The organism is Mesorhizobium sp. LNHC229A00, assembly GCF_000502415.1.
Lineage (GTDB): Bacteria > Pseudomonadota > Alphaproteobacteria > Rhizobiales > Rhizobiaceae > Mesorhizobium.
On record NZ_AYWQ01000008.1, the window covers coordinates 147743 to 173225 of the forward strand.

Here is a 25483-nt window from a genome sequence, read left to right on the forward strand (position 1 = left end):
GTTCTGAGAACGGTGCTTTATGCCGCACCGGAAGTCGCGTCAGCCAACTTCCTTGCAACTTCTTAAGCTTGGTTAACGCGTTGTTTACCACGTTGGGCGAAATGTGCGCGTGTCGGCTACCCGTGGTTATCCTGTATCGAATTTTCACGGTTTTCGGAGCGCGGGGAAACCCGGGAAGCTTGTCTTCCACCGTGGCATGAAAGCGCGGTCGCCTCGTTCCGGCAGGGACTTGGGGAGCTGGCCGCAAGCCGGCCAATCTGAAAGACGGACGCACCGATGAACAGCAAGCGGTCCTACCTCGATACACTCAATGCCGGCAGGCAGCGCAAGCCGCAGACCACGCTCGAGCAGCTGAACCGCTCGCTGGAGACGCTGGAACAGCGCCTGGGGCAGACGCGCGAGGACGCGACGGCACGACCCGCTCCTCGCCAATATGGCGCCGAACCGCGTTACCCCGCCTCCGACCCGCGCTATCCCGCCACGCAGCCGACGGCCCAGCAGCGCTGGTACGAGGATCCGCAGCCGGCACCGCGTGCACACAACCCGACGCCCTCGCCTGCACCCTTCGACCAGAATTATCAGGCGATCGCGCGTGACATCGACCGCGTGCGCGGCCAGGAAGACAGCGTCGCCATGGTCGGCAAGATCGCCGGCGAACTGCGCGGCATGCGCGAGGAACTGCGTCACCAGGTGACTTCAGGGTTGCAGCGCGAATTCGACGCGCTGCGCAAGGACATCGACCGCGCCTTCCAGTCGAACGCCAAGTCCGGGACATCGGGCAAGGGCAGCGCCGAACTCGGCGTGGAATTCGAGCGGCTCTCCGGCGCCATCAAATCGCTGTCGGAGAAGAGCGACGACAGGAGCGTCAACCTGCTGCGACTGGAACTCGAACAGGTCAAGGCCGCGCTCGACACGCTGGCGCGCGAGGAGAGCGTGCAGAAGGTCGACCGCCGCTGGGACGAGTTCGACCGCCGCTGGACGGCCTTCGAGGACCGCGTCGACGCCGACCAGCGCAAACGCTCCGACGACCCCGCCCTTGCCGCCTTGACCGACCGGCTGGAGCAGATCAGCAACGCCGTCAACAACCTGCCGGAATCGCTGTCCCTGCGATCGCTGGAGGAGAAGGTCCGCACGCTGGCCGGGGCGGTCGACCATTTCGCCAGCCAGCAGGAAAATCGCGGCGGCGGCACGCTGGCCATGATCGACGAGCGGCTGGACGAGATTTCCCGCGCCATCGTCGCCTCCACAGTCGCCGCACAGGCGAATTCAGTCGACCACGAAGCCATCGAACGCATCGAGAAGCGGATCGACTCGCTCGCCCAGCAGATCGAGGAAGTAGCGCAGGACCGTCCCGCAAATGTCGTGATCGACCGGCTGAACACGCTGTCGAGCCGGGTCGACGACCTCGCCGGCCGCGCCAACCTGCCCGAGCAGGCGATGGAACGGCTCGCCAAGCAGATCGCGCTGATCGCCGACAAGATTGATCAAGCGCCGGCCATGCCCGACGCCGACTACATCTTCCATGGGCTGGAGCAGCGCTTCGACGTGCTATCGGGCATGATGGAGCGGCGCCAGGGCGACGCCATCGAACAGGGCAACATGCTGTTTCGCGATCTCGAGCGCCGGCTGGACGAGGTTGCCGACCGGCTGGACCAGCGCAGCATGCCGCAGGTCGACAGCGCCGGCATCATGGACGCCATCGACGCTCGCTTCACCGCACTGGCCAAGCGCATGGAGACACGCGCTCCCGATCCCGCCGGCGAGGCGGCGATCCGGGGCCTGGAAAGCCGGCTCGAGGATATTTCAAGCCGGCTGGACGCTTCGGCGGCCCAGGTAGCCGGCATCGATCCGGCGCTGATCCGCAGCCTGGAGGCGCAGGTCGCCGGCCTGTCGGCGCATCTTTCCAAGCCCAGCACGCCGCTGCCGGACTTCGAGGACATCAGCCCGCGCCTCGACGAAATCGAAAAAGCGCTGGCCGGGACCCGCGATTCCATCCTGGGCGCGGCACGTGAGGCGGCCGAGAACGCGGTGCGCTCGCTGGCCGGAACGAGCACCAATACGGCCGCGGTATCCGGCCTCGCCCAGGATCTGAAGACCCTGGAGACGCTGACGCGGCGTTCCGACGAGCGCAATTCGCGGACCTTCGAGGCAATTCACGACACATTGCTCAAGATCGTCGACAGGCTGGGCTCGCTGGAAACCAGCGACCCGTCCGAAGCGGTAAGCGAACTCTTGGACGCGGCCTCGATCGAACCGAGCGGCTGGCGTGGCGTGCAGCGGCCCAAGATGGCCGTGAACGCACCATCCATGACCATGGACGAGCCGCTGCCGCTGACCGGCGACATGGCCGATCTGGACGCGCGTGCCGCGGCCATATTCCGCACCGAGCCCGGCGAGCCCGCACTGCACGTTGGAACGGGCACGCGTTCGCCGGCGGAAGCCGCCGCCGCCGCCGCGATGGCCGCACTTGGCTCCGACACCACCGCCGGAAATGACCAGCCCGCAGGCCGCAAGTCGATGTTCGGCGGACTGGCGCGGGCGTTCAAGGGCAAGAAGGCGGCGGATGTTCCGCCGCTGGCCGGCTCGGCGCCGAGCGCCGACATCCCGAGTGTCGATCTCGACGAGCCGCTCGACCCGAAAGTCGCCAACCGTCCGCTGGAGCCCGGCTCCGGCGCGCCTGACCTCAATGCCATCATGAAGCGCGTGCGTGACGAGCGCGGACAACCGGCAAAGCTCGGCGACAGCGACGCGGCGAAATCGGATTTCATCGCCGCCGCCCGGCGCGCTGCGCAGGCGGCCGCGGCCGAGGCCGACGCCCTGAAGCGCCAGTCGACTATGAAAGGCCCGGTCAAGGCGCTCAGGATAGGCGACCTGCTCAAGGCGCGGCGCAAGCCGATCCTGATGGCAGCGGCAGCGATCATGCTGGCGCTTGCCGGCCTGCAGCTCGGCAAGGCGTTCCTTTCGGATCCCGCCCAGGTGGCAAGCAACGACGCATCCCCGATCGTCGGCCCGCAGCCGGTTCAGACGGCATCTCTCGATACCGCCAGCCAGCCGAAGGTCGAAGTTCAGCCGACGGCGATGGACAGCGCGCCGGCCCGTCCGGCCAGGCAGGCCGAACAATCCGCGCCGGCAAGCGAGGACGATATGGCGGCGCGGACCGTCATGGCCATGCCGTCTGATACGAACGCGACGCCGGATACAGCGCCCACGGCCGAGCCCGCTTCGCCGGTCGGATCGAGCATGGCTTCCGGCCCGAGCGCAGCCGCTCCCGACGCGATGGCTTCGGCCGCACAGGCGGCGATTGCTCCGATGACCGCTGCCCCCGGCATGACGGATCCGGCACCGGCCGCCGGCACTACGCAGGCGACGGATGCCGATCTCCAAGCGGCCCCTGCCGCGCCAGGGGCGACCGCGGCGACGACCAACGACATGACCGGCGCCGTTGCGCCCATGGACAAGCCGGCGGCGACAGCCGCGACCAAGTTCGACATTCCGTCCGATGCCGGCCCGGCCGCCTTGCGTGACGCCGCTGCCGGTGGCGACGCCAAGGCGCTGTTCGAGGTCGGCTCACGCTACGCCGAGTCGCGCGGCGTCAAGGAAGACATGCCGGCTGCCGCCAAATGGTATGAGAAATCGGCGGAACTCGGCTTCGCGCCGGCCGAATACCGCATCGGCAATTTTTACGAAAAGGGCATCGGCGTCGCGCGCGACATCAAGAAGTCGAAGACCTGGTACCAGCTCGCCGCCGCGCAGGGCAACGCCAGCGCCATGCACAATCTGGCGGTGCTGTTCGCCATGGCCGCCGACGGTGCAACCGACAATGAATCGGCCGCGCACTGGTTCCAGGCGGCCGCCGACCTCGGCGTCAAGGACAGCCAGTTCAATCTTGGCATCCTCGCCGCCAAGGGCGTCGGCATGAAGCAGAACCTGGAGGAATCCTACAAATGGTTCGCGCTCGTCGCCAAGACCGGCGACAAGGATGCCGCGGCCAAGCGCGACGAGATCGCCAACGCGCTGCGGCCCGAGCAGCTCGAGCGGGCGCGCGCCGCGACCGAACTGTGGAAGGCCAAGCCGCTCAACGCGGCGGCCAATTCGGTGGACATTCCTGAATCCTGGCAGGAAGGCACGCCGCAGACGACCGCCGGCATCGACATGGAGAAGGCGGTCAAGAACATCCAGCTCATCCTCAACAAGAACGGATATGACGCCGGCGGCGCCGACGGGGTGATGGGCGGGAAGACCAAGAACGCGATCATCGCTTTCCAGACCGACAACAAGCTGCCGGCGACGGGCACGGTCGACGAGAAGCTGGTCAAGGCATTGCTGGCGCGCAAATAACGGCAGAAGCGTCGTTTCCACGACGCCCTTGCCTTACATTTGCCTGTTAACTGATTGAGTTGTTTTTTGTTTCGGCGCGGTGGCGGGGTTTGATCCCGCTGCCGCGTCGGCGCAAGAGAAAATTGGCTTTTCGATGCGATAGTGCCCGCAGCGGCTTTATTCGCCGACAGGCAAACTGATCGAGACAGACGGGTGGGCATCTATCTCCCGATCGCGGAAATTTCCGTCAACGTCTTCGTGCTGCTGGCCATGGGCGCCGCGGTGGGCTTCCTGTCGGGCATGTTCGGGGTGGGCGGCGGCTTCCTGATCACGCCGCTCTTGATCTTCTACAACATCCCGCCGGCGATCGCGGTCGCCACCGGCGCCAACCAGGTCATCGCTTCTTCCGTCTCCGGCGTGTTGTCGCACATGAAGCGAGGGACGCTCGACTTCAAGCTCGGCAGCGTGCTTCTGGCCGGCGGCGTCGTCGGCTCAACCGGCGGCATCTATGTGTTCGGCTTCCTGCGCAGGCTCGGCCAGCTCGACCTGTTCATCTCGCTGCTCTACGTGGTGCTGCTCGGCACCGTCGGCGGGCTGATGCTGGTCGAGAGCATCAACGCCCTTCGCGCCACGCGCAGCGGCGCGGCGCCGGTGCTGAAGAAATCCGGCCAGCACAACTGGATCCATCGCTTGCCGCTGAAGATGCGCTTCCGCGCGTCGAAACTGTTCGTCAGCGTCATCCCGGTGCTCGGGCTTGGCGCGGGCATCGGCTTCCTGTCGTCGATCATGGGTGTCGGCGGCGGCTTCATCATGGTGCCGGCGCTGATCTATCTCTTGAAAGTGCCGACCAATGTCGTCATCGGCACCTCGCTGTTCCAGATCATTTTCACCTCCGCCTATACGACGCTGGTTCACGCCACCACAAACCAGACCGTCGATGTGATGCTGGCCTTCCTGTTGATGGCCGGCGGCGTGGCCGGGGCGCAATATGGCGCCAAGGCCGGCCAGCGGCTGCGCGGCGAGCAATTGAGAGCGCTCCTGGCGCTGCTGGTGCTGGCGGTGGCGATCCGGCTTGCCACCGATCTGTTCGCCACGCCGCCCAACCTTTATTCGCTGTCCGGCGTGGGCCTCAACTGATGAATGGCCTGAAGGCGCTCGTAGCCGTCGCTCTCCTGTCCCTGACCGCCGCCGCGCCGGCGAAGGCGCAGACGCCGCCGACCGAAGGCATCCAGATCGGCCTTTCCACCGACGCGGTGTCGATCACCGCCGGTTTTTCCGGCGCCGACCTGACCATCTTCGGTTCGCTGGAAAATCCCGACCCGCTGGTCGCACGCCAGGGCCGTTACGATGTTATCGTCGTGCTCGAAGGGCCACCAAGACCGGTGGTCGTACGCCGCAAGGACCGGGTGCTGGGGGTTTGGGTCAATTTGGATTCCGAGACCTTCGAGAACGTGCCGGTGTCCTATTCGGTCGCGACGACGCGGCCGCTGCAGGACATCACCGAACCCAACAGCTACAAGCAGCTGTCGCTCGGCGCCTCCAACCTCTATATGCAGCCCGCCGAAGCCGGTGACAGCCCGGCGACGATCGAGGAATTCACGGCCGCGTTGCGCGAGCGCAAGGCCGCCGCCGGCCTCTACAGCGAGAATGTCGGCGGCGTGCAATTCCTATCGCAGAACCTGTTTCGCGCTACCGTCAGGCTGGCGCCTGATGTCTCGGTCGGCACGCACAAAGCGCGCGCATTCCTGTTCAAGAGCGGCCTGTTCGTCAAGGAGAGTTCGGCACAGGTCGAAATCCGCAAATCGGGCTTCGAACAATCGATCTTCCGCGTCGCCCACGACTACTCGTTCCTCTACGGCGTGTTCGCCGTATCGCTGGCCATGGTGACGGGCTGGCTCGGCCGGCTGGTGTTCCGCAAGGATTGATGCCGCGGGAAAAGAGGGGTTCCCCTTTTCAACGCCATGCGATAAACCGCCGCCTCCCAGCCAAGGGCAAACACGCACATACCATTCGCCAGGAGCGGTCCGGCCATCCGGATGACAGCGCGACGCGTCGCCGCTGATTTGCCGCCGCGAAACAATGACAGGAGGCTGCGATGCATCAGGCATTCGGCGGCATTGACTTCGGCACGTCCAATTCCACGGTGGGCGTCATCCGGAACGGCAAGGCGCGGCTGGTCCTGCTGGAGGGCGAGCAGCCCACTTTGCCAAGTGCCGTGTTCTTCAATTTCGAGGACGGCCATACTTATTTCGGCCGCCGCGCGATCGGCGACTATACCGACAGCATCGAAGGCCGCCTGATGCGCTCATTGAAGAGCGTGCTCGGCAGTTCGCTCGCCCACGAGAAGACGCGGATCAAGGCACGCCAGATCGGCTTCATCGACATCATCGGCCTGTTCATCGGTCATCTGAGAACGCGGCTGGAAGAGGACGCCCACGGCGTCGTGGAGAGCGTGGTGCTCGGCCGCCCGGTGCAGTTCGTCGATGACGACGCGCAAGCCGACGCTGAGGCGCAAGGCGAACTCGAGAAGGCTGCCCGTGCCCAAGGCTTCAAGCATATCGCTTTCCAGTTCGAGCCGATCGCGGCGGCGCTCGATTACGAGCAGAAAGTGACACGCGAGGAACTGGCGCTGATCATCGACATGGGCGGCGGCACGTCCGACTTCTCGATCGTGCGGGTCTCGCCGGGGCGCGCGCGATCGACCGATCGCAAGGACGACATCCTGGCCAGCCGCGGCATCCATATCGGCGGCACCGATTTCGACCGGCTGCTGAGCATCGCCCATGTCATGCCACAGCTCGGGTACCTGTCGCCGACCAAGGACGGCAAGCGCAATCTGCCGGCCAGCTACTTCATCGATCTCGCCACATGGCAGCGCATCAATTTGGTCTATACCGCCAAGGCGATGACGCATCTGCGCCAGATCCGCTACGAGGCCGTGCGCGCCGACCTGGTCGACCGCTTCATCCATATCGTCGAGCACCGCTACGGGCACGCGCTGGCGGCGCTGGTCGAGAAAGCCAAGATAGAGCTGACCGACATGTCATCGGCGGAAGTGGCGGTGAAGCTGCCGGGCGCGGCGTTCGCCGCCGGGATCACGCGCGACGGACTGGAGGCCACGATCGCTCGGGACATCGAGCGGGTTACCGAAACGGTGGCGCGGACCATCCGCGACGCCGGGGTCAAGCCCTCCGACATCACCGCGGTGTTCCTGACCGGCGGATCGACGGCGATCCCGCTGGCAAGGCGGGAAATCCTGTCGCTGGTGCCGCGGGCTTCCGTCATAGAAGGCGATATGTTCGGATCGGTCGGGCTCGGCCTGGCGCTCGATGCGCAGCGGAAGTTCGGCTGAACCTAGCCCAACGTGGACCCGTTCGCCTCCGCGGCCAGATGCGCCTTCAGCGCCATCTGGGCCAGGCTTGCCTGACGGTCGCGATGGGTGATCATGGCGAAGTCGCGCTTCGGCAATTCGATCGGCACGGCTCTCAGGCTCCCCTCGGCGACCGCGCGCCCGACGACCAGCTCCGAAATGATGGTCGCGCCGGCACCCGCCTCGACAGCCTGGCGGACCGCCTCGTTGCTGGGCAGCACCAGGAATATCCGGAGGTCGGCAAGCGAAATCCCCTCGCGGCGCGCCAGATCCTCCAGCACCTCACGCGTGCCGGAGCCGCCCTCACGGATGATCCAGCGGAGGCCGGTGATGTCGGGGCGGCCCGGCGCCATTTCGGCGATCTCTGGATGGGAGCTGGCAACGACCAGCATCAGCCGGTCGGTATCGACCTTGACGCGGCGCAATAAGTCGGACTCGGTGCGCCCTTCGACCAGGCCGAGATCGGCGGTTCCATCCAGCACGCTGGCCTCGACCTGCCTTGTGTTGCCGATGGTGACGCTAAGCCTGACAGCCGGATAGGCCTCGTGGAAAGAGGCCAGCCGGCGCGGCAGCCAGTAGCTGGCGATGGTCAGGCTGGCGGCGATGGAGAGGCTGCCGGCGACCGTTTGCGAAACATGTTCCAGGACATCGCGCGCGGCGGCGGCCCGCTCCAGCACGGCCTTGGCCTCCGGCAGGAACCGATGACCGGTCTGAGCCAGCTCGATGTTGCGGCCGACGCGGTTAAACAAATGGACGCCATGCTGCTCTTCCAAAGCGCGAATGGCCGCCGACGCGGCCGACTGGGAAATGCCCAGGAGCTCCGCCGCCTTGGTCATATGGCCGCGCTCCGCGACGGCGACGAAAATGCGCAACTGCTCCAGGGTCATGCCTGCATTAAGAACCAATATCGATCGAATTTACAAGAACAACTGATTAGACGGATCGATAGCTTTATTCTACTTTTCCGGTGGAAGTTAGAAAAAATTAGCCTGCAGGTCGCAAAGAGCAACATGATCGGGCGGTTCAGATCCCTGCTTGCGCATTGGAGCCGCAATATAAGGCGACGGCTGGCCGGCGACCGCTACCATCCCGAAGAACATTATATGCGCGGCCCCGGGCCGAAGACGCGAGCCAAATCCGCTGGCCGCGCGAGCACCACGGGATTATGATGCACGGACCGCCGCGCGGCGCCAATTCAGCCCCCTCGCAACGCCCGCTTGCCGACACGCGGGCGCCTGATGAAGGCGACGGTGTCGACACCTCGCCTGATGTTTCCGACAGGATCGCCAAGACGACCTGCTACATGTGCGCCTGCCGCTGCGGCATCGATGTGCACATCAAGGACGGCACGGTCCGTTACATCAACGGCAACAAGGACCATCCGGTCAATCGCGGCGTAATCTGCGGCAAGGGCAGTTCCGGCATCATGCAGCACTACAGCCCGGCCAGGCTGAAGAAGCCATTGCTGCGCACCGGGCCGCGCGGCTCGGGTGAGTTCCGCGAGATCGAGTGGGAGGAGGCCTTCTCGATCGCCACCGAGCGGCTGTCGAACATCCGCCGGACCGATCCTAAAGAACTCGCTTTCTTCACAGGCCGTGACCAATCACAATCTCTTACAGGCTGGTGGGCGAGCCAGTTCGGCACGGCGAACTTCGCCGCCCATGGCGGCTTCTGTTCGGTGAACATGGCGGCGGGAGGCCTTTACACGATCGGCGGCTCGTTCTGGGAGTTCGGCGAGCCCGATTGGGACAGCACGAAATACTTCATGCTGTTCGGCGTTGCCGAGGACCATGATTCCAATCCGATCAAGATCGGACTGGGCAAGCTCAAGGCGCGCGGCGCCAAGGTGGTGTCGATCAATCCATGCCGGACCGGCTACAATGCGATCGCCGACGACTGGATCGGCATCCGGCCCGGCACCGACGGCCTGTTCGTGTTCGCGCTGATCCACGAACTCTTGAAAGCCGGCCGCGTCGATCTCGATTATCTGCTCCGCTACACCAACGCGCATGTCCTGGTTGTCCAGGAGCCGGGCGCGGCCGATGACGGGCTGTTCATGCGCGACAGCGACGGCAATCCGCTGGCATGGGACAGAGTGGCGAAGACCTCCGTCAACGCAGCCGATTCAAATGCAAAGCCGGCACTGACCGGCAGCTTCACGGTCGACGGGCGCAGGTGCCGTCCCGTGTTCCAGCTGATCGCAGACCGCTACATGGACGTCAGCTATTCGCCCGATGCGGTCGCGGAGCGTTGCGGCATCGCCGCCGGAACGATCCGCCGGATCGCCGCCGAACTGGCCCACGTCGCCTTCGAGCAGGCGATCGAACTGCCGGTGGCATGGACCGACTGGGCCGGGCGCCGGCATGATACGATCAAGGGACGGCCCGTTTCGATGCATGCCATGCGCGGCATCTCGGCCCATTCCAATGGCTTTCACACCTGTCGCGCCATCCACCTGCTGCAGGTTCTGCTGGGCACGGTAGACGTGCCGGGCGGCTTCCGCTTCAAGCCGCCCTACCCCAGGTCGGCGCCGCCCGGCCCAAAGCCCTGCGGCAAGGATGTCAGGCCGATGACGCCGCTCGACGGCATGCCGCTCGGTTTCGTCTGTGGACCCGACGATCTGCTGGTCGACGAAGCGGGTACGCCGCTGCGCATCGACAAGGCCTATTCGTGGGATTCGCCGCTTGCGGCGCATGGGCTGATGCACACAGTCATCCGTAACGCCTGGGCCGGTGATCCCTACCCGATCGACACGCTGATGATGTACATGTCGAACATGGCCTGGAATTCCTCGATGAACACCGTCGAGAGCATGGCCATGCTCACCGACCATGATGAAGCGGGCAACTACAAGATCCCCTTCATCATCTATTCCGATGCCTACTACTCCGAGACCGTGCCGTTCGCGGACCTGGTCCTGCCCGACACCACCTATCTCGAGCGTCATGACTGCATCAGCCTGCTTGACCGGCCGATCAGCCATGCCGACGGGCCGGGCGACGCCATTCGCCATCCGGTCGTCGAGCCCGACCGCGACGTCAGGCCCTTCCAGTCGGTGCTGATCGAACTCGGCGCGCGGCTTGGCCTGCCCGGCTTCGTCGATGACGACGGCTCGCCGAAGTACCGCGACTATGCCGACTACATCGTCAATCATGAACGCACGCCCGGCATCGGCCCGCTCGCAGGTTGGCGCGGCAAGGACGAAAGCTCGATCGGCAAGGGCGACGTCAACCCCAACCAGTTGCAACGCTACATCGACAATGGCGGGTTCTGGCACCACGATTTCACTGAGGACCAGCGCTACTACAAGATGGCCAACCGCTCCTATCTCGACTTCGCGGTGCAACTGGGCTTCATCCCCAACGCCGAGCCGATCGTCTTCCAGCTCTATTCCGAACCGATGCAGCGTTTTCGGCTGGCCGCGCGTGGTCATGGCCGGGTGGTGCCGCCCGCAAGCGAACGCAAGCGCGTCGAGACCTACATGGACCCGCTGCCGTTCTGGTACATGCCGTTCGAGGAAGCGTCCGTCGACCAGGAAAAATACCCGCTGCACGCGCTGACGCAGCGGCCCATGCACATGTACCATTCCTGGGGTTCGCAAAACGCGTGGTTGCGGCAGATCACCAGCCAGAACCGGCTGTTCGTGCATCACCGGACCGCGGCTGGCCTTGCCCTTGCCGACGACGACTGGGTCTGGATCGAAAGCATCAACGGCAAAGTGAAAGGGCAGATCAAGCTGGTCGACGGCGTGAACGAAAGCACAGTGTGGACCTGGAACGCGATCGGCAAGCGACGCGGCAGCTGGGGGCTGAAAGACGATGCCGCCGAAAGCAATCGCGGCTTCCTGCTCAATCACATCATCGGAGACCAGACCTTGGCCGACGCGCAGGGCAAGCGTTATTCGAATTCCGATCCGGTCACGGGACAGGCGGCGTGGTTCGATCTGCGCGTGCGCATCGTCAAATGCGCGGCGGAGGAGGCCGGCTTCACCGAACCGCAATTCGAGCGTTTTCAACAGCCGCCGCATTTCGAACCCTCGCCAGACAAGCTCACTTTCGGCGCCGAGTTTCGGCAGGCAAGAGAGGCGGCCGAATGACCTGTCTTCCAAGTCCGGGCGGCAAGAAGCTTGGCCTCGTCATCGACCTCGACACCTGTGTCGGCTGCCAGGCCTGCGTCACCGCCTGCAAGGAGTGGAACACAGGCGGCCACATGGCGCCGCTGACCGACATCGATCCCTATGGGGGCCATGTCGATGGGGTCTGGTTCAACCGCGTGCACAGTTACGAGCACATCACCGAGATGGGTGGGCGCACGGTCAACTTCCCGCGCTCCTGCCTGCATTGCGAGACGCCGGCCTGCGTCACCGTCTGCCCGACCGGCGCGTCCTACAAGCGCGCCTCCGACGGCATCGTGCTGATCGACGAGGACAAGTGCATCGGCTGCAAATTGTGCAGCTGGGCCTGCCCTTACGGCGCGCGCGAATTCGATGGCGATGTCGGCGTGATGAAGAAATGCACGCTCTGCGTCGACCGCATCTATAACGACAATCTGGCCGAGGGGGATCGCGTACCGGCCTGCGTCGCCGCCTGCCCGACCAGCGCCCGGCATTTCGGCGACCTCGGCGATCCCCAATCCCCCGTTTCGCAACTGGTGGCGGAGCGCGGCGGTGTCGACCTGATGCCGGAACTCGGCTATCACCCGACCAACAAATACCTGCCGCCGCGCGCTCACACGCAGCGTGCCGCATCGGTGCCCGCTCCCGCGCTGGAGCCGCTGCGGGCCGAGGGCGGTTTCCTTGGCTGGGTCGACCGCATGCTTTCGAACTAGCCCATGCATCCCGCCTTCTCCGTCGTCTTCTTCACCGCCGCCACCGGTGCCGGCTACGGCCTGCTGGCATTGCTCGGCGTGCTTGCCCCATCTGGTGTGATCCCGGCCGATTTCTGGCTGGGGCTCATTGGCCTCGGCTTGGCGCTTGGCCTGATCGCCGCCGGCCTGTTGTCATCGACCGGTCATCTCGGCAGGCCCGAACGTGCCTGGCGGGCGTTCTCGCAGTGGCGCAGCTCATGGCTGTCACGCGAAGGCGTCGCCTCGGTCGCCACCTTCATTCCCGCAGGCCTTTTCGGCGTGGGCTGGATCTTCCTTGGCCGCCTCGACGGCTGGGTGGCGGTCGCGGGGGTCCTGGCCGCCTTCGGCGCCATAGCCACGGTCTGCATGACCGGCATGATCTATGCCTCGCTGAAACCCATCGCCCAGTGGCACAGCCCCTACACCTTGCCCGGCTATCTCATCTTCTCGGCGATGAGCGGCAGCGTGCTTCTGAACGTTGTGATGCAAGGATTTGCTCTCGGCTCGAAAATGCTTCTGGCGGCTTCCGCGCTGCTCATTTTGCTCGGCTGGGGCTGGAAGCTGGCGACGTGGCGCTACAATGACCGGCTGGAAATCCCGACGACCGCCAACACGGCGACCGGGCTCTCCGGCGGCATGGTGCAATCCCTGGAATGGCCGCATACCGAGGAGAACTACCTGCTCAAGGAAATGGGTTTTCGCATCGCGCGCAAGCACAGCGCAAAGCTGCGCCGGATCACGCAGGCGCTGGCCTTCGGTTTGCCCATCCTGTTGCTGCTTGCCGCCTTCGCCTTGCCGTGGCCGATCGCGGCGGCGCTCTCGGCGCTGGCCACGATCGCCCAGTTCGCCGGCATGCTGGTCGAACGCTGGCTGTTCTTCGCCGAAGCGAAGCACACGGTCATGCTCTACTACGGGCGATAGATCTCAGCCTGGCCGCAGCATCGAGTGCGAGATGGCGAAGATGCGCTCGGTGCCGAGCATATAAGCCATCAGCGACTCCAGCCGGAACAGCCCGGCATAGGCGCGGTCGAGCACGTTGAGCGAACCGGTATAGGCGCCGAAGGCCGGCATGATCATGCGGCCGCCATCACCGGCAAAGCAGCGCCTGCGCACCGAACGGCCTTGTTGCACGATGCGGGCGCAGGGGTGCAGATGACCCGATATTTCGCCCTCGATCCTCACCTTCGATGGCTCATGCCGGAACAGCAGCGAGCCTATGGCTAGTTCCCGCACGGTCTCGCCAGGCAGATCCGCCGGCGCTTCGGGGTCGTGATTGCCGGTGACCCAGAACCAGTCGCGGCCCGCCATCAGCGCTTCCAGCCGTTCGCGGAAGCTCGAATGCATGCGTGCGGCGCCGCCGCCGTCATGGAAGGAGTCACCCAGGCTGATGACGATCGACGGCTGGTAGTCTGATGTGACCGCCTGCAGCCTGAGCAGGGTCGCGCCAGTGTCGTAGGGCGGGATGAGCGCGCCGCGCCTTGCCAGGGACGACCCCTTCTCCAGATGCAGGTCCGATACTGTCAGCAGCTTGAGCTCGGGGAAATACAGCACGCCGCGCGGATCGCAGACCGCGCGCTCGCCCGCGATGCCGACGAGATCGGCCTCGGCGATCAGCGATGTGCGCGCCAGCGAGAAATTCATTCATCAACCATCCCAGGCCCCATGGCCTCTTCAACCAGTGTCGCCGCGTCCATCAGCAGCGTTTCATCGGCCTCGCCGTTCACCGGCATCTTGCCGATTTCGAGCATGATCGGCACGGCAAGCGGCGATATCTGCTCGAGCGCCTTATGCATGATTCGACCCTGGANTGCCGATTTCGAGCATGATCGGCACGGCAAGCGGCGATATCTGCTCGAGCGCCTTATGCATGATTCGACCCTGGATGCGCGAGAGCATGTCCGCAAGTCTGCTGACATCGAGCAGGCCGGTCGCCGCGTCGGCACGCGTCGCCTGAAGCAGGATGTGGTCCGGCTCATGGCTGCGCAGCACATCGTAGATCAGGTCGGTCGACACGGTGACCTGGCGACCGCTCTTCTCCTGGCCGGGGTGGCGTTTTTCGATCAGCCCCGAGATCAGCGCGCAGTTGCGGAAAGTGCGCTTGAGAAGCCAGCTATCGGCCAGCCAGGCTTCGAGATCGTCGCCCAGCATGTCCTGGTCGAACAGCGCGCCCAGTGAAGGTTTCCTGGCTTTGAACATCGCGCCCATGTCGCCCAGCGACCATATGGCCAAGGCATAATCAGTGGCGACAAAGCCGAGCGGCCTGACGCCCGCCCTGTCGAGGCGCCGGGTGAGCAGCATGCCAAGCGTCTGGTGCGCCAGCCTGCCCTCAAAGGGATAGGCGACCAGGTAATGGCGGTTGCCGCGCGGAAAGGTCTCGATCAGCAAATCGTCGCGCTTGGGCAGCATGGACTTGTCCGACTGGAACCGCAGCCAGTCGGCCACCTGCTCCGGCAGCTTCGTCCAGCGCCGCGGATCGTCCAGCATGATGCGGACCTGCTCTGCGAGGTAGGTCGAGAGCGGGAATTTGCCGCCGCCATAATAGGGTACCTTGGCGTCGCTGCCGGGCGCGTTCGACACGAAGCACTCATTCTCGCGGATGCCCTCGAAACGCAGCACCTTGCCGGCGAACATGAAAGTATCGCCATGCGTCAAGGTCTCGAGAAACGCCTCCTCGATCTTGCCGAGCACGCGGCCGCCGTGCGACGCCGCGCCTTTGCTGCCGGCCTTGACGTAACGAACGTTGAGCGCGGGCACCTCGATGATGGTGCCGACATTGAGCCTGTATTGCTGGGCGACGCGCGGATTGGAGACCCGCCACAGCCCGTCCTTGTTGAGGCGGATGCGGGCATAGCGCTCATAGTTCTTCAGTGCGTAGCCACCGGTGGCGACGAAATCGATGACACGGTCGAAGGTCGGCCGATCGAGGCCGGCATAGGGTGCCGCCGTCCGTACCTCCTCGTACAGGTCACCGGCGCGGAACGGTGCGCCGCAGGCGCAGCCGAGCACATGCTGGGCCAGCACGTCGAGCCCGCCATTGACCAGTGGCGGCGTATCCTGCGCGCCGAGATAATTGGCGTCGAGTGCGGCCCGGCACTCCAGAACCTCGAAACGATTTGCGGGGATCAGGATCGCCTTGGACGGCTCATCCATGCGGTGGTTGGCACGACCGATGCGCTGTGCCAACCGGCTGGCGCCCTTCGGAGCACCGACATGCACGACCAGGTCGACATCGCCCCAGTCGATGCCGAGATCGAGCGTCGATGTGGCGACGATGGCGCGCAGAGCGTTCTCGCCCATTGCCTTCTCGACGCGCCGGCGCTGGGCGACGTCGAGCGAGCCATGATGCAGGGCGATCGGCAATGTGTCCTCGTTGACGCGCCACAACTCCTGGAACAGCAGCTCCGCCTGGCTGCGTGTGTTGACGAACAGCAAGGTCGTCTTGTGGCGCTTGATCTCGCGGTAGATTTCCGGCGTGGCGTAGCGAGCCGAGTGCCCCGCCCAGGGCACGCGTTCCTCGGAATCGAGGATCGAGATTTCGGGCTTGGCACCACCGGTCACAGTGATCAATTCCGCCATCTCACCCGGTGGGTTCTGGCTGACCAGCCAGCGCCGCAATTCGTCCGGCTCGGCCACCGTCGCCGACAGGCCGATCGTCTGCAGGCTTGGGACGAAGCTGCGCAACCGCGCCAGGCCGAGCGCCAAAAGATGGCCGCGTTTCGACGTCACCAGCGAATGCAACTCGTCGAGCACGACATAGCGCAGATCCTCGAAGAAGCGTCTCGCGTCGCCTGCCGCGATCAGCAGCGCCAGTTGCTCCGGCGTGGTGAGCAGAATGTCGGGCGGCGCAAGCTTCTGGCGCTGGCGCTTGTGGGCGGGGGTGTCGCCGGTGCGCGTTTCGATGGTGACTGGCAGGCCGATCTCCTCGACCGGCTTGCCGAGATTGCGCTCGATGTCGACGGCCAGTGCCTTCAACGGCGAGATGTACAGCGTGTGGATGCCGCGCCGCGCCTGGCCTGGTTTTCGCCTTGGCCTGACGGCCAGTTCGGTCAGCGACGGCAGAAAGCCGGCCAGCGTCTTGCCGGCGCCGGTCGGCGCGATAAGCAGTACCGATTGCCCCGCTTGGGCCTTCGCCAGGAGTTCGATCTGATGGGCGCGCGGCGACCAGCCTTTCTCGCCGAACCATTTTAGAAATGGCTCGGGCAGGACGACTGCGGCATTCTGGTCGGCGAGGCGCGGCTCAACTGTCACGTGCCAGAGGTAGCGCGGCGACAGGCAATCGCCAAGCAGAATCGGAACAAAAGGGGATCGAAAACCCTTACGGGCGCCGGAACCCTGTCGGCCCACCATAGAGATAACCGATGCGGGCGATTGCTTCCTTCAGTCCTTCACGCGACACAAGCATGGTGTGGCCATTGGCGTGGATCATGGTTTCGGCGTCGGTCATGATGGCGACATGCCCTTTCCAGAACACCAGGTCACCACGTCGCAGCCCCGAAAAATCAGGGCCCGGTTCGAGCGGCTCGCCGATGCTTACCGCCTGCATGTCGGAATCGCGCAGCACATCCCTGCCCGCCATGCGCATGGCCAGTTGCACCAGGCCTGAGCAATCGATGCCGAAGCCGGAAACACCGCCCCATAGATAGGGCGTGCCCAGAAACATCTCGGCCACGGACACATAGTCGCCGGCCCCTTCGCCGATCGGCTGCAGATGGCCAGCGATCACGGCATCACCGGAGGGCAGCAGTGCATAATGCGTGCCCCGTGTTTCAGCGGCACCCGTCACGGTTACGGTCGATCCCATGGACAATTGTCCGGCAATCGGAAAGCGCAGGTCCGGACCGGGATAGAGGAACGTGCGTGGCACCGAAACGATATGAGTAGACGCATGGTCACGCCTGCCCAGCATGGCATCGGCGACATAGCCGACATAGCCATCGCGTTCGCCCTGGACCCAAGCCCAGCCTTCGGTTTGCTCGAAAACGAGAACATCGTCGCCGAAAAGGAACTGCGTGTTGATGCCAGCGTCGGGCCGCGGCCCCTTGCGCAGATCGGCCACCGAGGCGGCAATGCGCGCCGGTCGGCCGGCGACGAAACGGTCGGCTGTCACCTCGCCTTTCAGCCGCGCATCGGCAAGGTCGGAGCGGAAGGCGTGGAGGCGGGCGTCCCTGGCAGTCAAATCGTCAAATCCGGTCAAATGGAAATCGGTTACATCGGCAGTTCGTGGGCCTTGGCGATGATACCATCTCCGAAGCGCTCGACAAAGAGCGCGCCTTCGACGGTGCGCTTGATCAGGACGTTGCGCTTGTCGAGTTCGTCGCGATGGCGCGACACCAGCTTCAGCGCGCCCATCGTGTCGAGCGCGCGGGTGATCACCGGCTTGGTGACATTGAGGCGGGCGGCAAGCCCGCGCACGGTGTGCGGCGGCGGATCGAGGTAGATGGTGAACAGGATCGCCGTCTGACGCATGGTGAGATCAGGCGCGTCCTCGCGCACCTGCGACAGCATCACTTGCTGCCACAGTCGCAGGGCCTGGCTCGGGCGCATCGCAATCGACATCGCGCCAGCATGACGGCAAATTGTTTCGGTTCCGTTTCAGTCCTCGAAATTGCCGACTTCTGCTTGCGGCAATCAGCCATAGCGCGTCGAGATGATCCGCTCCAGCGTCCGGATCCCCTGCGCCTCGCCACCGGCCGGGCCATGCGGGCGATCGGCGGGGTTCCAGGCGAAGATGTCGAAATGCGCCCAGCTTGCCGTCTTCTCGACGAAGCGCTTTAGGAACAGCGCCGCGGTGATCGAGCCGGCGAAACCATCTGATGTGACATTGTTGATATCGGCTATCTTCGACGACAGTTTCGAGTCGTAAGGCCGCCATAACGGCATGCGCCACAGCGGGTCCTCGACCGCCAGCGACGCCGCCGCCAGCTCGGAGGCAAGCGCCTCGTCATCGGTGTAGAAGGGCGCCAGGTCGGGGCCAAGCGCGACGCGGGCGGCGCCGGTCAGCGTCGCCACGTCGATGAGAAGTTGCGGCTCCTCGTCATCGGCCAGCGCCAGTGCGTCTCCCAGCACCAGCCTACCCTCGGCGTCCGTGTTGCCGATCTCGACAGTGATGCCCTTGCGGCTCGCCAGCACGTCGCCCGGGCGGAAAGCGTTGCCGGCGATCGAATTCTCGACCGCGGGGATCAGCACGCGCAGCCGCACGTTGAGCCCGGCGGCCATGATCATCGAGGCCAGGCCCAGCACGTTGGCGGCGCCACCCATGTCCTTCTTCATCAACAGCATGCCTGACGATGGCTTGATGTCGAGGCCGCCCGTGTCGAAGCAGACGCCCTTGCCGACCAGCGTCACCTTCGGCGCACCCTGCTGCCCCCACGTCATGTCGATCAGACGCGGCGCATCGGACGAAGCGCGGCCGACGGCATGGATCATCGGGAAGTTCTGTGCGAGCAGATCATCGCCCTTGATGACGGAGACTTCGGCCTTGTGAACCCCAGCCACGGTCCGCACCGCCTTCTCCAGATCGTCCGGCCCCATGTCGTTGGTCGGTGTGTTGACCAGGTCGCGCGTCAGGAAAACACCGTCGGCGATACGGCGAACGCGCCGCGCATCGACGCCGGCGGGCAATTCGAAGCGCAGCGCCTTGCCCGGTTTCTTGCCGTAGCGGGCAAAGACATAACCGCCGAGCACGATTGCAAGAGCCGCCAATTCCGGCTCCGCAGGCTTGGAGGCAAAATGCCAATCGCCCTCCGGCAAGGTTTTCGCCAGCGCACCGACGGCAAGCGCGCCGTCGCCGTCACCGAGACCGAACATGGCGCCGCCGAGCGCTCCGTTCTCGCCCGGCAGGATCAGCGTCCTGCCGGCCTCGCCGGAAAAGCCGTTTGCCTTGGCCCAAGCGACAATAGACGGCGACAGACCGGCCGTCTCCAGCCCGTCCCTGGCGATCAGATGGATCGGCAGCGGGTTCTTCAGCTTGCTCTCGACCAGTTCAACGGACATCAGATGTTTCTCCTGCCGAGTTTGCGAGTCGGCGCGTCTTAACCCTCCGTTAGGGTTAACAGAATATTTCTGCTGGAGGGAAGATGGCCACGCAATGGCCACGCATGAATGGAGGCCCAGGTGCCGATGCCGACCAACCGCACGATAGACCTCCGGGGAAAACGGCTCATTACCACGGCATTCATGCTGGCGCTCGCGGCGGGCGTTGCCGGTTGCGCGACCGACAAACTGACCACAGGCTCGATCGGACGCACCAGCGGCAAGCCGCTGGAAACGATGTCGGCGGGAGAATTGCACAATGCCACGGCCGCACTTGGCCAATCTTACGCGAGGAACCCCAACGACAAGCGGATAGCGACCAACTTCGCGGCGGCGCTGCAGATGGACGGCGATGCCGACCAGTCGCTCGCCGTGATGCGCAAGCTGGCGATCGCCTACCCCAAGGACCGCGAAGTTCTCGCAGCCTATGGCAAGGCATTGGCGGCCAATGGCCAGTTCGAGGCAGCGCTCGACGCCGTGCGCCGCGCACAAACGCCGGAATACCCCGACTGGAGGCTGGTGTCGGCGGAGGCGGCCATCCTCGATCAGGTCGGCCAGAAGGACGAAGCGCGCCAACTCTACCGCAAGGCCCTCGAACTCAAGCCGAAGGAGCCATCGATCCTTTCCAATCTCGGCATGTCCTATGTGCTGGAAGGGGATCTGCGCACGGCCGAGACCTATATGCGCTCTGCCGCCCAGCAGCCGAATGCCGACAGCCGGGTGCGTCAGAACCTGGCGCTCGTTGTCGGGCTGCAGGGTCGCTTCGACGAAGCCGAGAAGATCGCCTCGCAAGAACTTTCCCCCGAACAGGCACAGGCCAACGTCGCCTATCTCAGGCAGATGCTGGCTCAGCAGAACGCCTGGAGCCAGCTTAAGGATCAGGACAAGGCGAAACCGGCGAAAGCCGCCACCAACTGATCGCCGCGCGCGGCGCCCGATCGCGCCAAACGAAAGAGCCGCGCGGCACTTTCCGCGCGGCTCTTTCGCTTGGATTGTGCGGATTCGCCTATTGGGTGCCGTTGCTTTGCGACTGGCCGAAGATGCCGCGCTGGCTGACCTGGATGCCGGCAGGGCCCAGGATGATGGCGAACAGCACCGGCAGGAAGAACAGGATCATCGGCACGGTGAGCTTGGGCGGCAGCGCGGCGGCCTTCTTCTCGGCCGCGTTCATGCGCATGTCTCGGCTTTCCGCGGCAAGCACGCGCAGCGCGTGCGCCACCGGTGTGCCGTAGCGCTCGGCCTGGACGAGCGCCTGCGACACGGACCTGACCGATTCCAGCCCCGTGCGACTTGCCAGGTTCTCGTAAGCCTGCTTGCGCTCCTGCAGATAGGAGAGTTCGGCGTTGGTCAGGATAAATTCTTCCGCCAGGGCCACCGATTGCGCGCCGATCTCGTCGGCAACCTTGCGCAGCGCGGCTTCCACCGACATGCCGGATTCCACGCAGATCAGCATCAGGTCGAGCGCATCCGGCCACGCCAGCTGGATCGACTGCTTGCGCTTGGTCGCGCGGTTGTTGACGTAGAGGACCGGCGCATAGAAGCCGCCATAGGCGACGAGAATGCAGACGAAAAGCCGGATCACCAATGGCTTGTCGGGCAACCCTCCGAGCACGAAAATATATAACAGACCCAGCGCGAAACCGACAAAAGGAAGCACCAGACGGAAGAACAAAAATCGCGTTAGCGGATTTTGCCCGCGAAAGCCGGCGACCTTGAGCTTTTGCAAAGTGGACTCGTCGGCCAATGCACGGCGCAGATCGAGCCGGTCGACAATGTTGCGCATACCGACCGACTGCTGCTCGCGCAGGCCCTTGCGGCGGCGATCGGCCTCGTTCGCAAGCCGCGCGCGCTGCTTGGCGCGAAGCTCGTCACGCTCCAGCGCGACCGACTTCATGCGGGCCTTCAGCTGGTTTCCGCCAAGCGCCGGCAGCAGCGTAAAAACGGTTGCGAACACGGCGACAGCGACCAGCATTGCAATCAGGAGGCTGGGATCCGTCAGTGATTTGATGACTTGTTCTGTCATGGGACGGCCCTAGACTTCAAAATTCATCATCTTGCGCATCACGAAGATGCCGATCGACATCCAGACGGCGGAAACACCGAGGATCAGATGGCCGACGCTGGTCGTGAACAGCGGCATCAGGTAGTTGGGACTGGAGAGATAGACGAGAAAGGCAACGATGAAAGGCAAGGCGCCGATGATGGCGGCGGACGCTTTCGCCTCCATCGACAGGGCCGCGACCTTGGCCTTCATCTTCTTGCGGTCGCGCAAAACGCGCGAAAGATTGCCTAACGCTTCGGAGAGATTGCCACCGGCTTGCGACTGGATCTGGATGACGATGCCGAAGAAGCTCGCCTCGGTGCATGGCATGGTTTCGGGCATGCGCAAGGTGGCGTCGGGGATCGACAGGCCCATCTGCTGCGAATCGACGATGCGGCGAAACTCGGTCTTGACCGGTTCAGGGGATTCGTTGGCGATCAGGCGGATGGCATCGTTCAGCGGCAGGCCGGACTTGACCGCCCGCACGATGACGTCGAGCGCGTTTGGAAATTCGTTGAGGAATGACTTGACGCGCCGGCTACGACGAAAAGAAACGAACCAACGCGGCAGGCCAAGCGCTCCGGCGAGCAGCACACCTGGCAAGACAATCATCGGCGCACCGGCCACGAACGCGACCACCGTCAGCGCGAGGCCGCAGATGGCCGAATAGATATAGAAACGTTCGATCGACACCTTCATCCCAGCCTGGCGAAGCTGCGCTTTCAGCGGCGGCTTCTTGACGGCGATGTCCTTGGATTTCTGCTTTTCGTCGAGATCCTTCAGTGAATCCTGCACCGATTTGCGGCGCTTGGCAGCGTCGGCCGCCCGGTCGCGGGTGGCCTTGACGACGGAACGGTCCGTCTCGGCGGCCTTGATCGTTTCCAGCCGCCTGCCGGCCTGTTTCTCATTGCTGATCTGGTTGAACAGAAATACATAGGCGACCGCGCCGGCGCTGAAGCCGGCGAGTACGACAAACGCCAGTACGGTGCCGTCAATTCCAAACATCGACCAGAACCTTCACGCCTGTGAGTGCGTCAGTCAGCACGTTTCTCCATGGCCTCGAGCGCTATTGCGAGGCGCTGCTCTTCGCCGTAGTAGCGCGCGCGTTCCCAGAAATGCGGGCGGCCGATGCCGGTCGACACGTGTTCTCCCAGCAGTCTGCCGTTGGCGTCCTCGCCCTTGATGTTGTAGAGGACGATATCCTGGGTGATGACCACGTCGCCTTCCATTCCGATCACTTCGGTAATATGGGTAATGCGGCGCGACCCGTCGCGCAGGCGTGCCGCCTGGATGATCACGTCGATGGAGCCGACGACGATTTCACGCACGGTTTTCTGCGGCAGCGAATAGCCGCCCATGGCGATCATGGATTCGATACGGTTCAGGCATTCGCGCGGGCTGTTGGAGTGGATCGTGCCCATCGAGCCGTCATGGCCCGTGTTCATCGCCTGAAGCAGGTCGAAGACCTCGGGTCCGCGCACTTCGCCGACGATGATGCGTTCAGGCCGCATGCGCAGGCAATTCTTGACCAGGTCGCGCATCGTCACCTCGCCCTCGCCCTCGAGATTGGGCGGACGCGTTTCCAGGCGCACGACATGCGGCTGCTGCAGCTGTAGTTCGGCCGAGTCCTCACAGGTGATGACGCGCTCGTCGCGGTCGATGTAGTTGGTCAGGCAGTTGAGCAATGTCGTCTTGCCGGAGCCGGTGCCGCCCGAGATGACGATGTTGCAGCGGACACGGCCGATGATCTTGAGAACTTCTGCCCCTTGCGGAGAGATGGCGCCGAACTTGACCAGCTGATCGAGCGTTAGCTTGTCCTTCTTGAATTTGCGGATGGTGAGCGCGGTGCCATCGATGGCCAGCGGCGGCGCGATGACGTTGACGCGCGACCCGTCGGGGAGACGAGCGTCGCAGATCGGGCTGGATTCGTCGACGCGGCGGCCGACCTGGCTGACGATGCGCTGGCAGATATTGAGAAGCTGCTGGTTATCGCGAAATCGAATGCCCGTCTGCTCGACCTTGCCGTTTACTTCGATGTAGACGTTCTTGGACCCGTTGACCATGATGTCGGCGATGTCGTCGCGCGCCAGCAACGGCTCGAGCGGCCCGTAGCCAAGCACGTCATTGCAGATGTCTTCGAGCAGTTCTTCCTGCTCGGCGATGGACATCGCGAAGTTCTTGATCGCGATGATGTCGTTGACGATGTCGCGGATTTCCTCGCGCGCGCTTTCCGGGTCGAGCTTGGCGAGTTGCGACAGGTCAATCGTATCGATGAGAGCCGAGAACACCTGGCTCTTTGTGTCATAATAGGTTTCGCTCTTTTCGCGGCCCTTCCTCGGTTCCGGCGCCATGGATGGCGCTTCGACCGCGCGCCTGGCCGGCGGCGCGACAGGTGCGCTCGGCTGAGGCGGGGCCGCGGGCCGTGCAAGAACCGCGGTGTCGGCCGAAACCGCGGCGGCCGGCGCAACCGTAGCCGGTGCCGGCTGGCGAAATTCCGGAGTGAACCGGTTGCCGTCGTCGTTGCCTCTTTTACCGAACATGACCGACTACCGACCCCATTGCGTCACTTCTTGTTGCGCGACAGCTTGCCGAGCAGACTGCCCAGGCCAGCTTTCTTCTTCGCCCGGATTTCGCTGCGGCCCGTCAGCACATGAGCAATCTCGTTGATCGTGGCCACAACCGGGTTCTTGGCATCCATCTCGCCCAGCATCCGCCCGTTGTTTGCGGCATTGCCGAACAGCAGGGGATCAAAGCCGATGACCGACATCGGTGTCAGGCCGAGCGGTTCGACGAAATCGGATGCCGAGATCTCCGGCCGCTTTGGCACGCCGGCCTGATTGATGATCAATTTCGGCGGCGGGTCGTTCGGACGAAGCCGTTTCAACATGTCGACCAGGTTCTTTGTGTTGCGCAGATTGGCCAGTTCCGGCGTCGCCGTGATGACGATCTCGTCAGCCTTGACCAGCGTGTTCTTGGCCCATCCCGTCCAGACATGGGGAACGTCGAGCACAAGCAGCGGCACGCTGCGCTGCGCGGTATCGACAAGCTGCGCGAAGGCATCGGGATCGAAGTCGTAGACGCGGTCCAGCGTCGAGGGCGCCGCAAGCAGCGACAGGTGCTCGGCGCATTGGGTCAACAGCCGGTCGAGATAGACTTCGTCTATGCGCTCGGGCGAGAACACCGCCTCGGCGATGCCCTGGGCCGGATCCTGGTCGAAATTGATGTTGGCGGTGCCGAAGGCGAGATCGAGGTCGGCGACAACGACCTCGGATTTGAACAGCGACGACATTGCCCAGGCGACGTTGTGGGCGATCGTGGAAGAGCCGACGCCGCCCTTGGCGCCGACGAAAGCGACCGTGCGGCCAAGCGGTTCGGCATCCGGATCGACGAAGATCGACGACACGACGCTGACGATGTCGGCCATCGACACCGGCGCGATGACATATTCGGAGATGCCGGAACGGATGAGTTCGCGATAAAGACCGACATCATTGTAGTGACCGATCACCACCACTTTCGAGGATGGATCGCAGTATTCCGAGAGTTGGGCGAGCTGCTCCAGCAATTGCTTGGGTTCGCTGCGCGATTCCAGCAGGATCAGGTTGGGCGTCGGCGCCGACTGGTAGAATTCAATCGCCGTGGCGACGCCGCCCATATGGACCTTGAGATGCGCCTTGGTCATGCGACGGTCCTCGCCGGCGCGCTGGACCGGATTGGCAACCCCCTCGGTCTCGCAGAATGCCTGGATCGAAATGCGCGGAACCGGCCGCAACGCCTGCATCGCAGCGACGTCCTGCGGCGAGGTATCGCCGCCCTCGACGGTGGCGTCATAGGCAAGGCTGCTCATGGTCATGCTCTTTCCGTGGCCTGTTCCTGGC

Annotated in this window: 17 protein-coding genes and 1 pseudogene; 8 read left to right on the forward strand and 10 right to left on the reverse strand. The window is 64.3% G+C overall.

The features are described 5' to 3' along the window. Window positions 1–276: 276 nt before the first annotated feature. The 4 genes from X742_RS151815 to X742_RS151800 all read left to right on the forward strand — a co-directional run bounded on the left by X742_RS151815 (window position 277) and on the right by X742_RS151800 (window position 7669). A complete protein-coding gene (locus tag X742_RS151815; protein ID WP_023773004.1) occupies window positions 277–4338 on the forward strand; it encodes a peptidoglycan-binding protein in 4062 nt (1353 codons plus the stop codon). Window positions 4339–4530: 192 nt separating this feature from the next. Beyond that, window positions 4531–5454: a sulfite exporter TauE/SafE family protein gene (locus X742_RS151810; RefSeq protein WP_023773005.1), complete on the forward strand. Its 924-nt coding sequence runs from the start codon at window positions 4531–4533 to the stop codon at window positions 5452–5454. After that, window positions 5454–6242: a TIGR02186 family protein gene (locus tag X742_RS151805; RefSeq protein WP_023773006.1), complete on the forward strand. Its 789-nt coding sequence runs from the start codon at window positions 5454–5456 to the stop codon at window positions 6240–6242. The genes X742_RS151810 and X742_RS151805 overlap by 1 nt, the downstream gene beginning before the upstream one ends. Before the next feature lie 170 nt (window positions 6243–6412). Further along, window positions 6413–7669, forward strand: a complete 1257-nt coding sequence (locus X742_RS151800) for an Hsp70 family protein (protein ID WP_023773007.1) — start codon at window positions 6413–6415, stop codon at window positions 7667–7669. 2 nt (window positions 7670–7671) lie between these two features. Here X742_RS151800 and X742_RS151795 read toward each other — a convergent pair whose 3' ends face one another. After that, window positions 7672–8574 (reverse strand): LysR family transcriptional regulator, encoded by a 903-nt coding sequence (locus X742_RS151795; protein WP_023773008.1) that lies wholly within the window; start codon window positions 8572–8574, stop codon window positions 7672–7674. 278 nt (window positions 8575–8852) lie between these two features. Between X742_RS151795 and X742_RS151790 the strand changes: the two genes are divergently transcribed. Genes X742_RS151790 through X742_RS151780 form a run of 3 tightly spaced genes read left to right on the forward strand, consistent with a single transcriptional unit; the run spans window position 8853 to window position 13453 of the window. Next, entirely contained in the window at window positions 8853–11783 is a 2931-nt protein-coding gene (locus X742_RS151790; protein WP_031248072.1) for a molybdopterin oxidoreductase family protein, read from the forward strand. After that, window positions 11780–12514 (forward strand): 4Fe-4S dicluster domain-containing protein, encoded by a 735-nt coding sequence (locus X742_RS151785; RefSeq protein ID WP_023773010.1) that lies wholly within the window; start codon window positions 11780–11782, stop codon window positions 12512–12514. The genes X742_RS151790 and X742_RS151785 overlap by 4 nt, the downstream gene beginning before the upstream one ends. A gap of 3 nt (window positions 12515–12517) precedes the next feature. Then, entirely contained in the window at window positions 12518–13453 is a 936-nt protein-coding gene (locus X742_RS151780) for a DmsC/YnfH family molybdoenzyme membrane anchor subunit (protein ID WP_023773011.1), read from the forward strand. Between the two features lie 3 nt (window positions 13454–13456). On the opposite strand, the gene pdeM is transcribed toward X742_RS151780, so the two are convergent. The 5 genes and pseudogenes from pdeM to X742_RS151760 all read right to left on the reverse strand — a co-directional run bounded on the left by pdeM (window position 13457) and on the right by X742_RS151760 (window position 19525). After that, entirely contained in the window at window positions 13457–14173 is a 717-nt protein-coding gene (gene pdeM, locus X742_RS151775; RefSeq protein WP_023773012.1) for a ligase-associated DNA damage response endonuclease PdeM, read from the reverse strand. Further along, window positions 14170–16780, reverse strand: a pseudogene (locus X742_RS11955) (ligase-associated DNA damage response DEXH box helicase). Before X742_RS11955 ends, pdeM begins: the two are co-directional and overlap by 4 nt. Window positions 16781–16847: 67 nt before the next feature. Then, entirely contained in the window at window positions 16848–17708 is an 861-nt protein-coding gene (locus tag X742_RS151770) for an NlpC/P60 family protein (protein WP_023773015.1), read from the reverse strand. A gap of 29 nt (window positions 17709–17737) precedes the next feature. Next, window positions 17738–18088, reverse strand: a complete 351-nt coding sequence (locus tag X742_RS151765; RefSeq protein WP_023773016.1) for a MarR family winged helix-turn-helix transcriptional regulator — start codon at window positions 18086–18088, stop codon at window positions 17738–17740. Between the two features lie 72 nt (window positions 18089–18160). Beyond that, on the reverse strand, window positions 18161–19525 hold the full coding sequence (locus tag X742_RS151760) for a leucyl aminopeptidase family protein (RefSeq protein ID WP_023773017.1): 1365 nt from the start codon (window positions 19523–19525) through the stop codon (window positions 18161–18163). A gap of 126 nt (window positions 19526–19651) precedes the next feature. On the opposite strand from X742_RS151760, the gene X742_RS151755 reads away from it, so the two are divergent. Beyond that, window positions 19652–20482, forward strand: coding sequence for a tetratricopeptide repeat protein (locus X742_RS151755; RefSeq protein WP_023773018.1), 831 nt, complete (start codon window positions 19652–19654; stop codon window positions 20480–20482). An 88-nt stretch (window positions 20483–20570) separates the two neighbouring features. On the opposite strand, the gene X742_RS151750 is transcribed toward X742_RS151755, so the two are convergent. Genes X742_RS151750 through X742_RS151735 form a run of 4 tightly spaced genes read right to left on the reverse strand, consistent with a single transcriptional unit; the run spans window position 20571 to window position 25458 of the window. Further along, window positions 20571–21587 carry a type II secretion system F family protein gene (locus X742_RS151750; protein ID WP_023773019.1) on the reverse strand — a complete coding sequence of 339 codons (1017 nt, stop codon included), beginning with the start codon at window positions 21585–21587 and terminating at the stop codon, window positions 20571–20573. Between the two features lie 9 nt (window positions 21588–21596). Then, on the reverse strand, window positions 21597–22610 hold the full coding sequence (locus tag X742_RS151745) for a type II secretion system F family protein (RefSeq protein ID WP_023773020.1): 1014 nt from the start codon (window positions 22608–22610) through the stop codon (window positions 21597–21599). A 29-nt stretch (window positions 22611–22639) separates the two neighbouring features. Then, a complete protein-coding gene (locus X742_RS151740; protein ID WP_023773021.1) occupies window positions 22640–24145 on the reverse strand; it encodes a CpaF family protein in 1506 nt (501 codons plus the stop codon). A gap of 23 nt (window positions 24146–24168) precedes the next feature. Continuing rightward, a complete protein-coding gene (locus tag X742_RS151735; protein WP_032922371.1) occupies window positions 24169–25458 on the reverse strand; it encodes a CpaE family protein in 1290 nt (429 codons plus the stop codon). Window positions 25459–25483: the final 25 nt, after the last annotated feature.

What these genes read in the sequence shown, in the direction of transcription:
- X742_RS151815 (WP_023773004.1), top strand. Translation starts at nt 277, where the DNA reads ATGAACAGCAAGCGGTCCTACCTCGATACACTCAATGCCGGCAGGCAG.
- X742_RS151805 (WP_023773006.1), top strand. Translation starts at nt 5,454, where the DNA reads ATGAATGGCCTGAAGGCGCTCGTAGCCGTCGCTCTCCTGTCCCTGACC.
- X742_RS151800 (WP_023773007.1), top strand. Translation starts at nt 6,413, where the DNA reads ATGCATCAGGCATTCGGCGGCATTGACTTCGGCACGTCCAATTCCACG.
- X742_RS151795 (WP_023773008.1), bottom strand. Translation starts at nt 8,574, where the DNA reads ATGACCCTGGAGCAGTTGCGCATTTTCGTCGCCGTCGCGGAGCGCGGC.
- X742_RS151790 (WP_031248072.1), top strand. Translation starts at nt 8,853, where the DNA reads ATGATGCACGGACCGCCGCGCGGCGCCAATTCAGCCCCCTCGCAACGC.
- X742_RS151785 (WP_023773010.1), top strand. Translation starts at nt 11,780, where the DNA reads ATGACCTGTCTTCCAAGTCCGGGCGGCAAGAAGCTTGGCCTCGTCATC.
- X742_RS151780 (WP_023773011.1), top strand. Translation starts at nt 12,518, where the DNA reads ATGCATCCCGCCTTCTCCGTCGTCTTCTTCACCGCCGCCACCGGTGCC.
- pdeM (WP_023773012.1), bottom strand. Translation starts at nt 14,173, where the DNA reads ATGAATTTCTCGCTGGCGCGCACATCGCTGATCGCCGAGGCCGATCTC.
- X742_RS151765 (WP_023773016.1), bottom strand. Translation starts at nt 18,088, where the DNA reads ATGTCGATTGCGATGCGCCCGAGCCAGGCCCTGCGACTGTGGCAGCAA.
- X742_RS151760 (WP_023773017.1), bottom strand. Translation starts at nt 19,525, where the DNA reads ATGTCCGTTGAACTGGTCGAGAGCAAGCTGAAGAACCCGCTGCCGATC.
- X742_RS151755 (WP_023773018.1), top strand. Translation starts at nt 19,652, where the DNA reads ATGCCGACCAACCGCACGATAGACCTCCGGGGAAAACGGCTCATTACC.
- X742_RS151750 (WP_023773019.1), bottom strand. Translation starts at nt 21,587, where the DNA reads ATGACAGAACAAGTCATCAAATCACTGACGGATCCCAGCCTCCTGATT.
- X742_RS151745 (WP_023773020.1), bottom strand. Translation starts at nt 22,610, where the DNA reads ATGTTTGGAATTGACGGCACCGTACTGGCGTTTGTCGTACTCGCCGGC.
- X742_RS151740 (WP_023773021.1), bottom strand. Translation starts at nt 24,145, where the DNA reads ATGTTCGGTAAAAGAGGCAACGACGACGGCAACCGGTTCACTCCGGAA.
- X742_RS151735 (WP_032922371.1), bottom strand. Translation starts at nt 25,458, where the DNA reads ATGACCATGAGCAGCCTTGCCTATGACGCCACCGTCGAGGGCGGCGAT.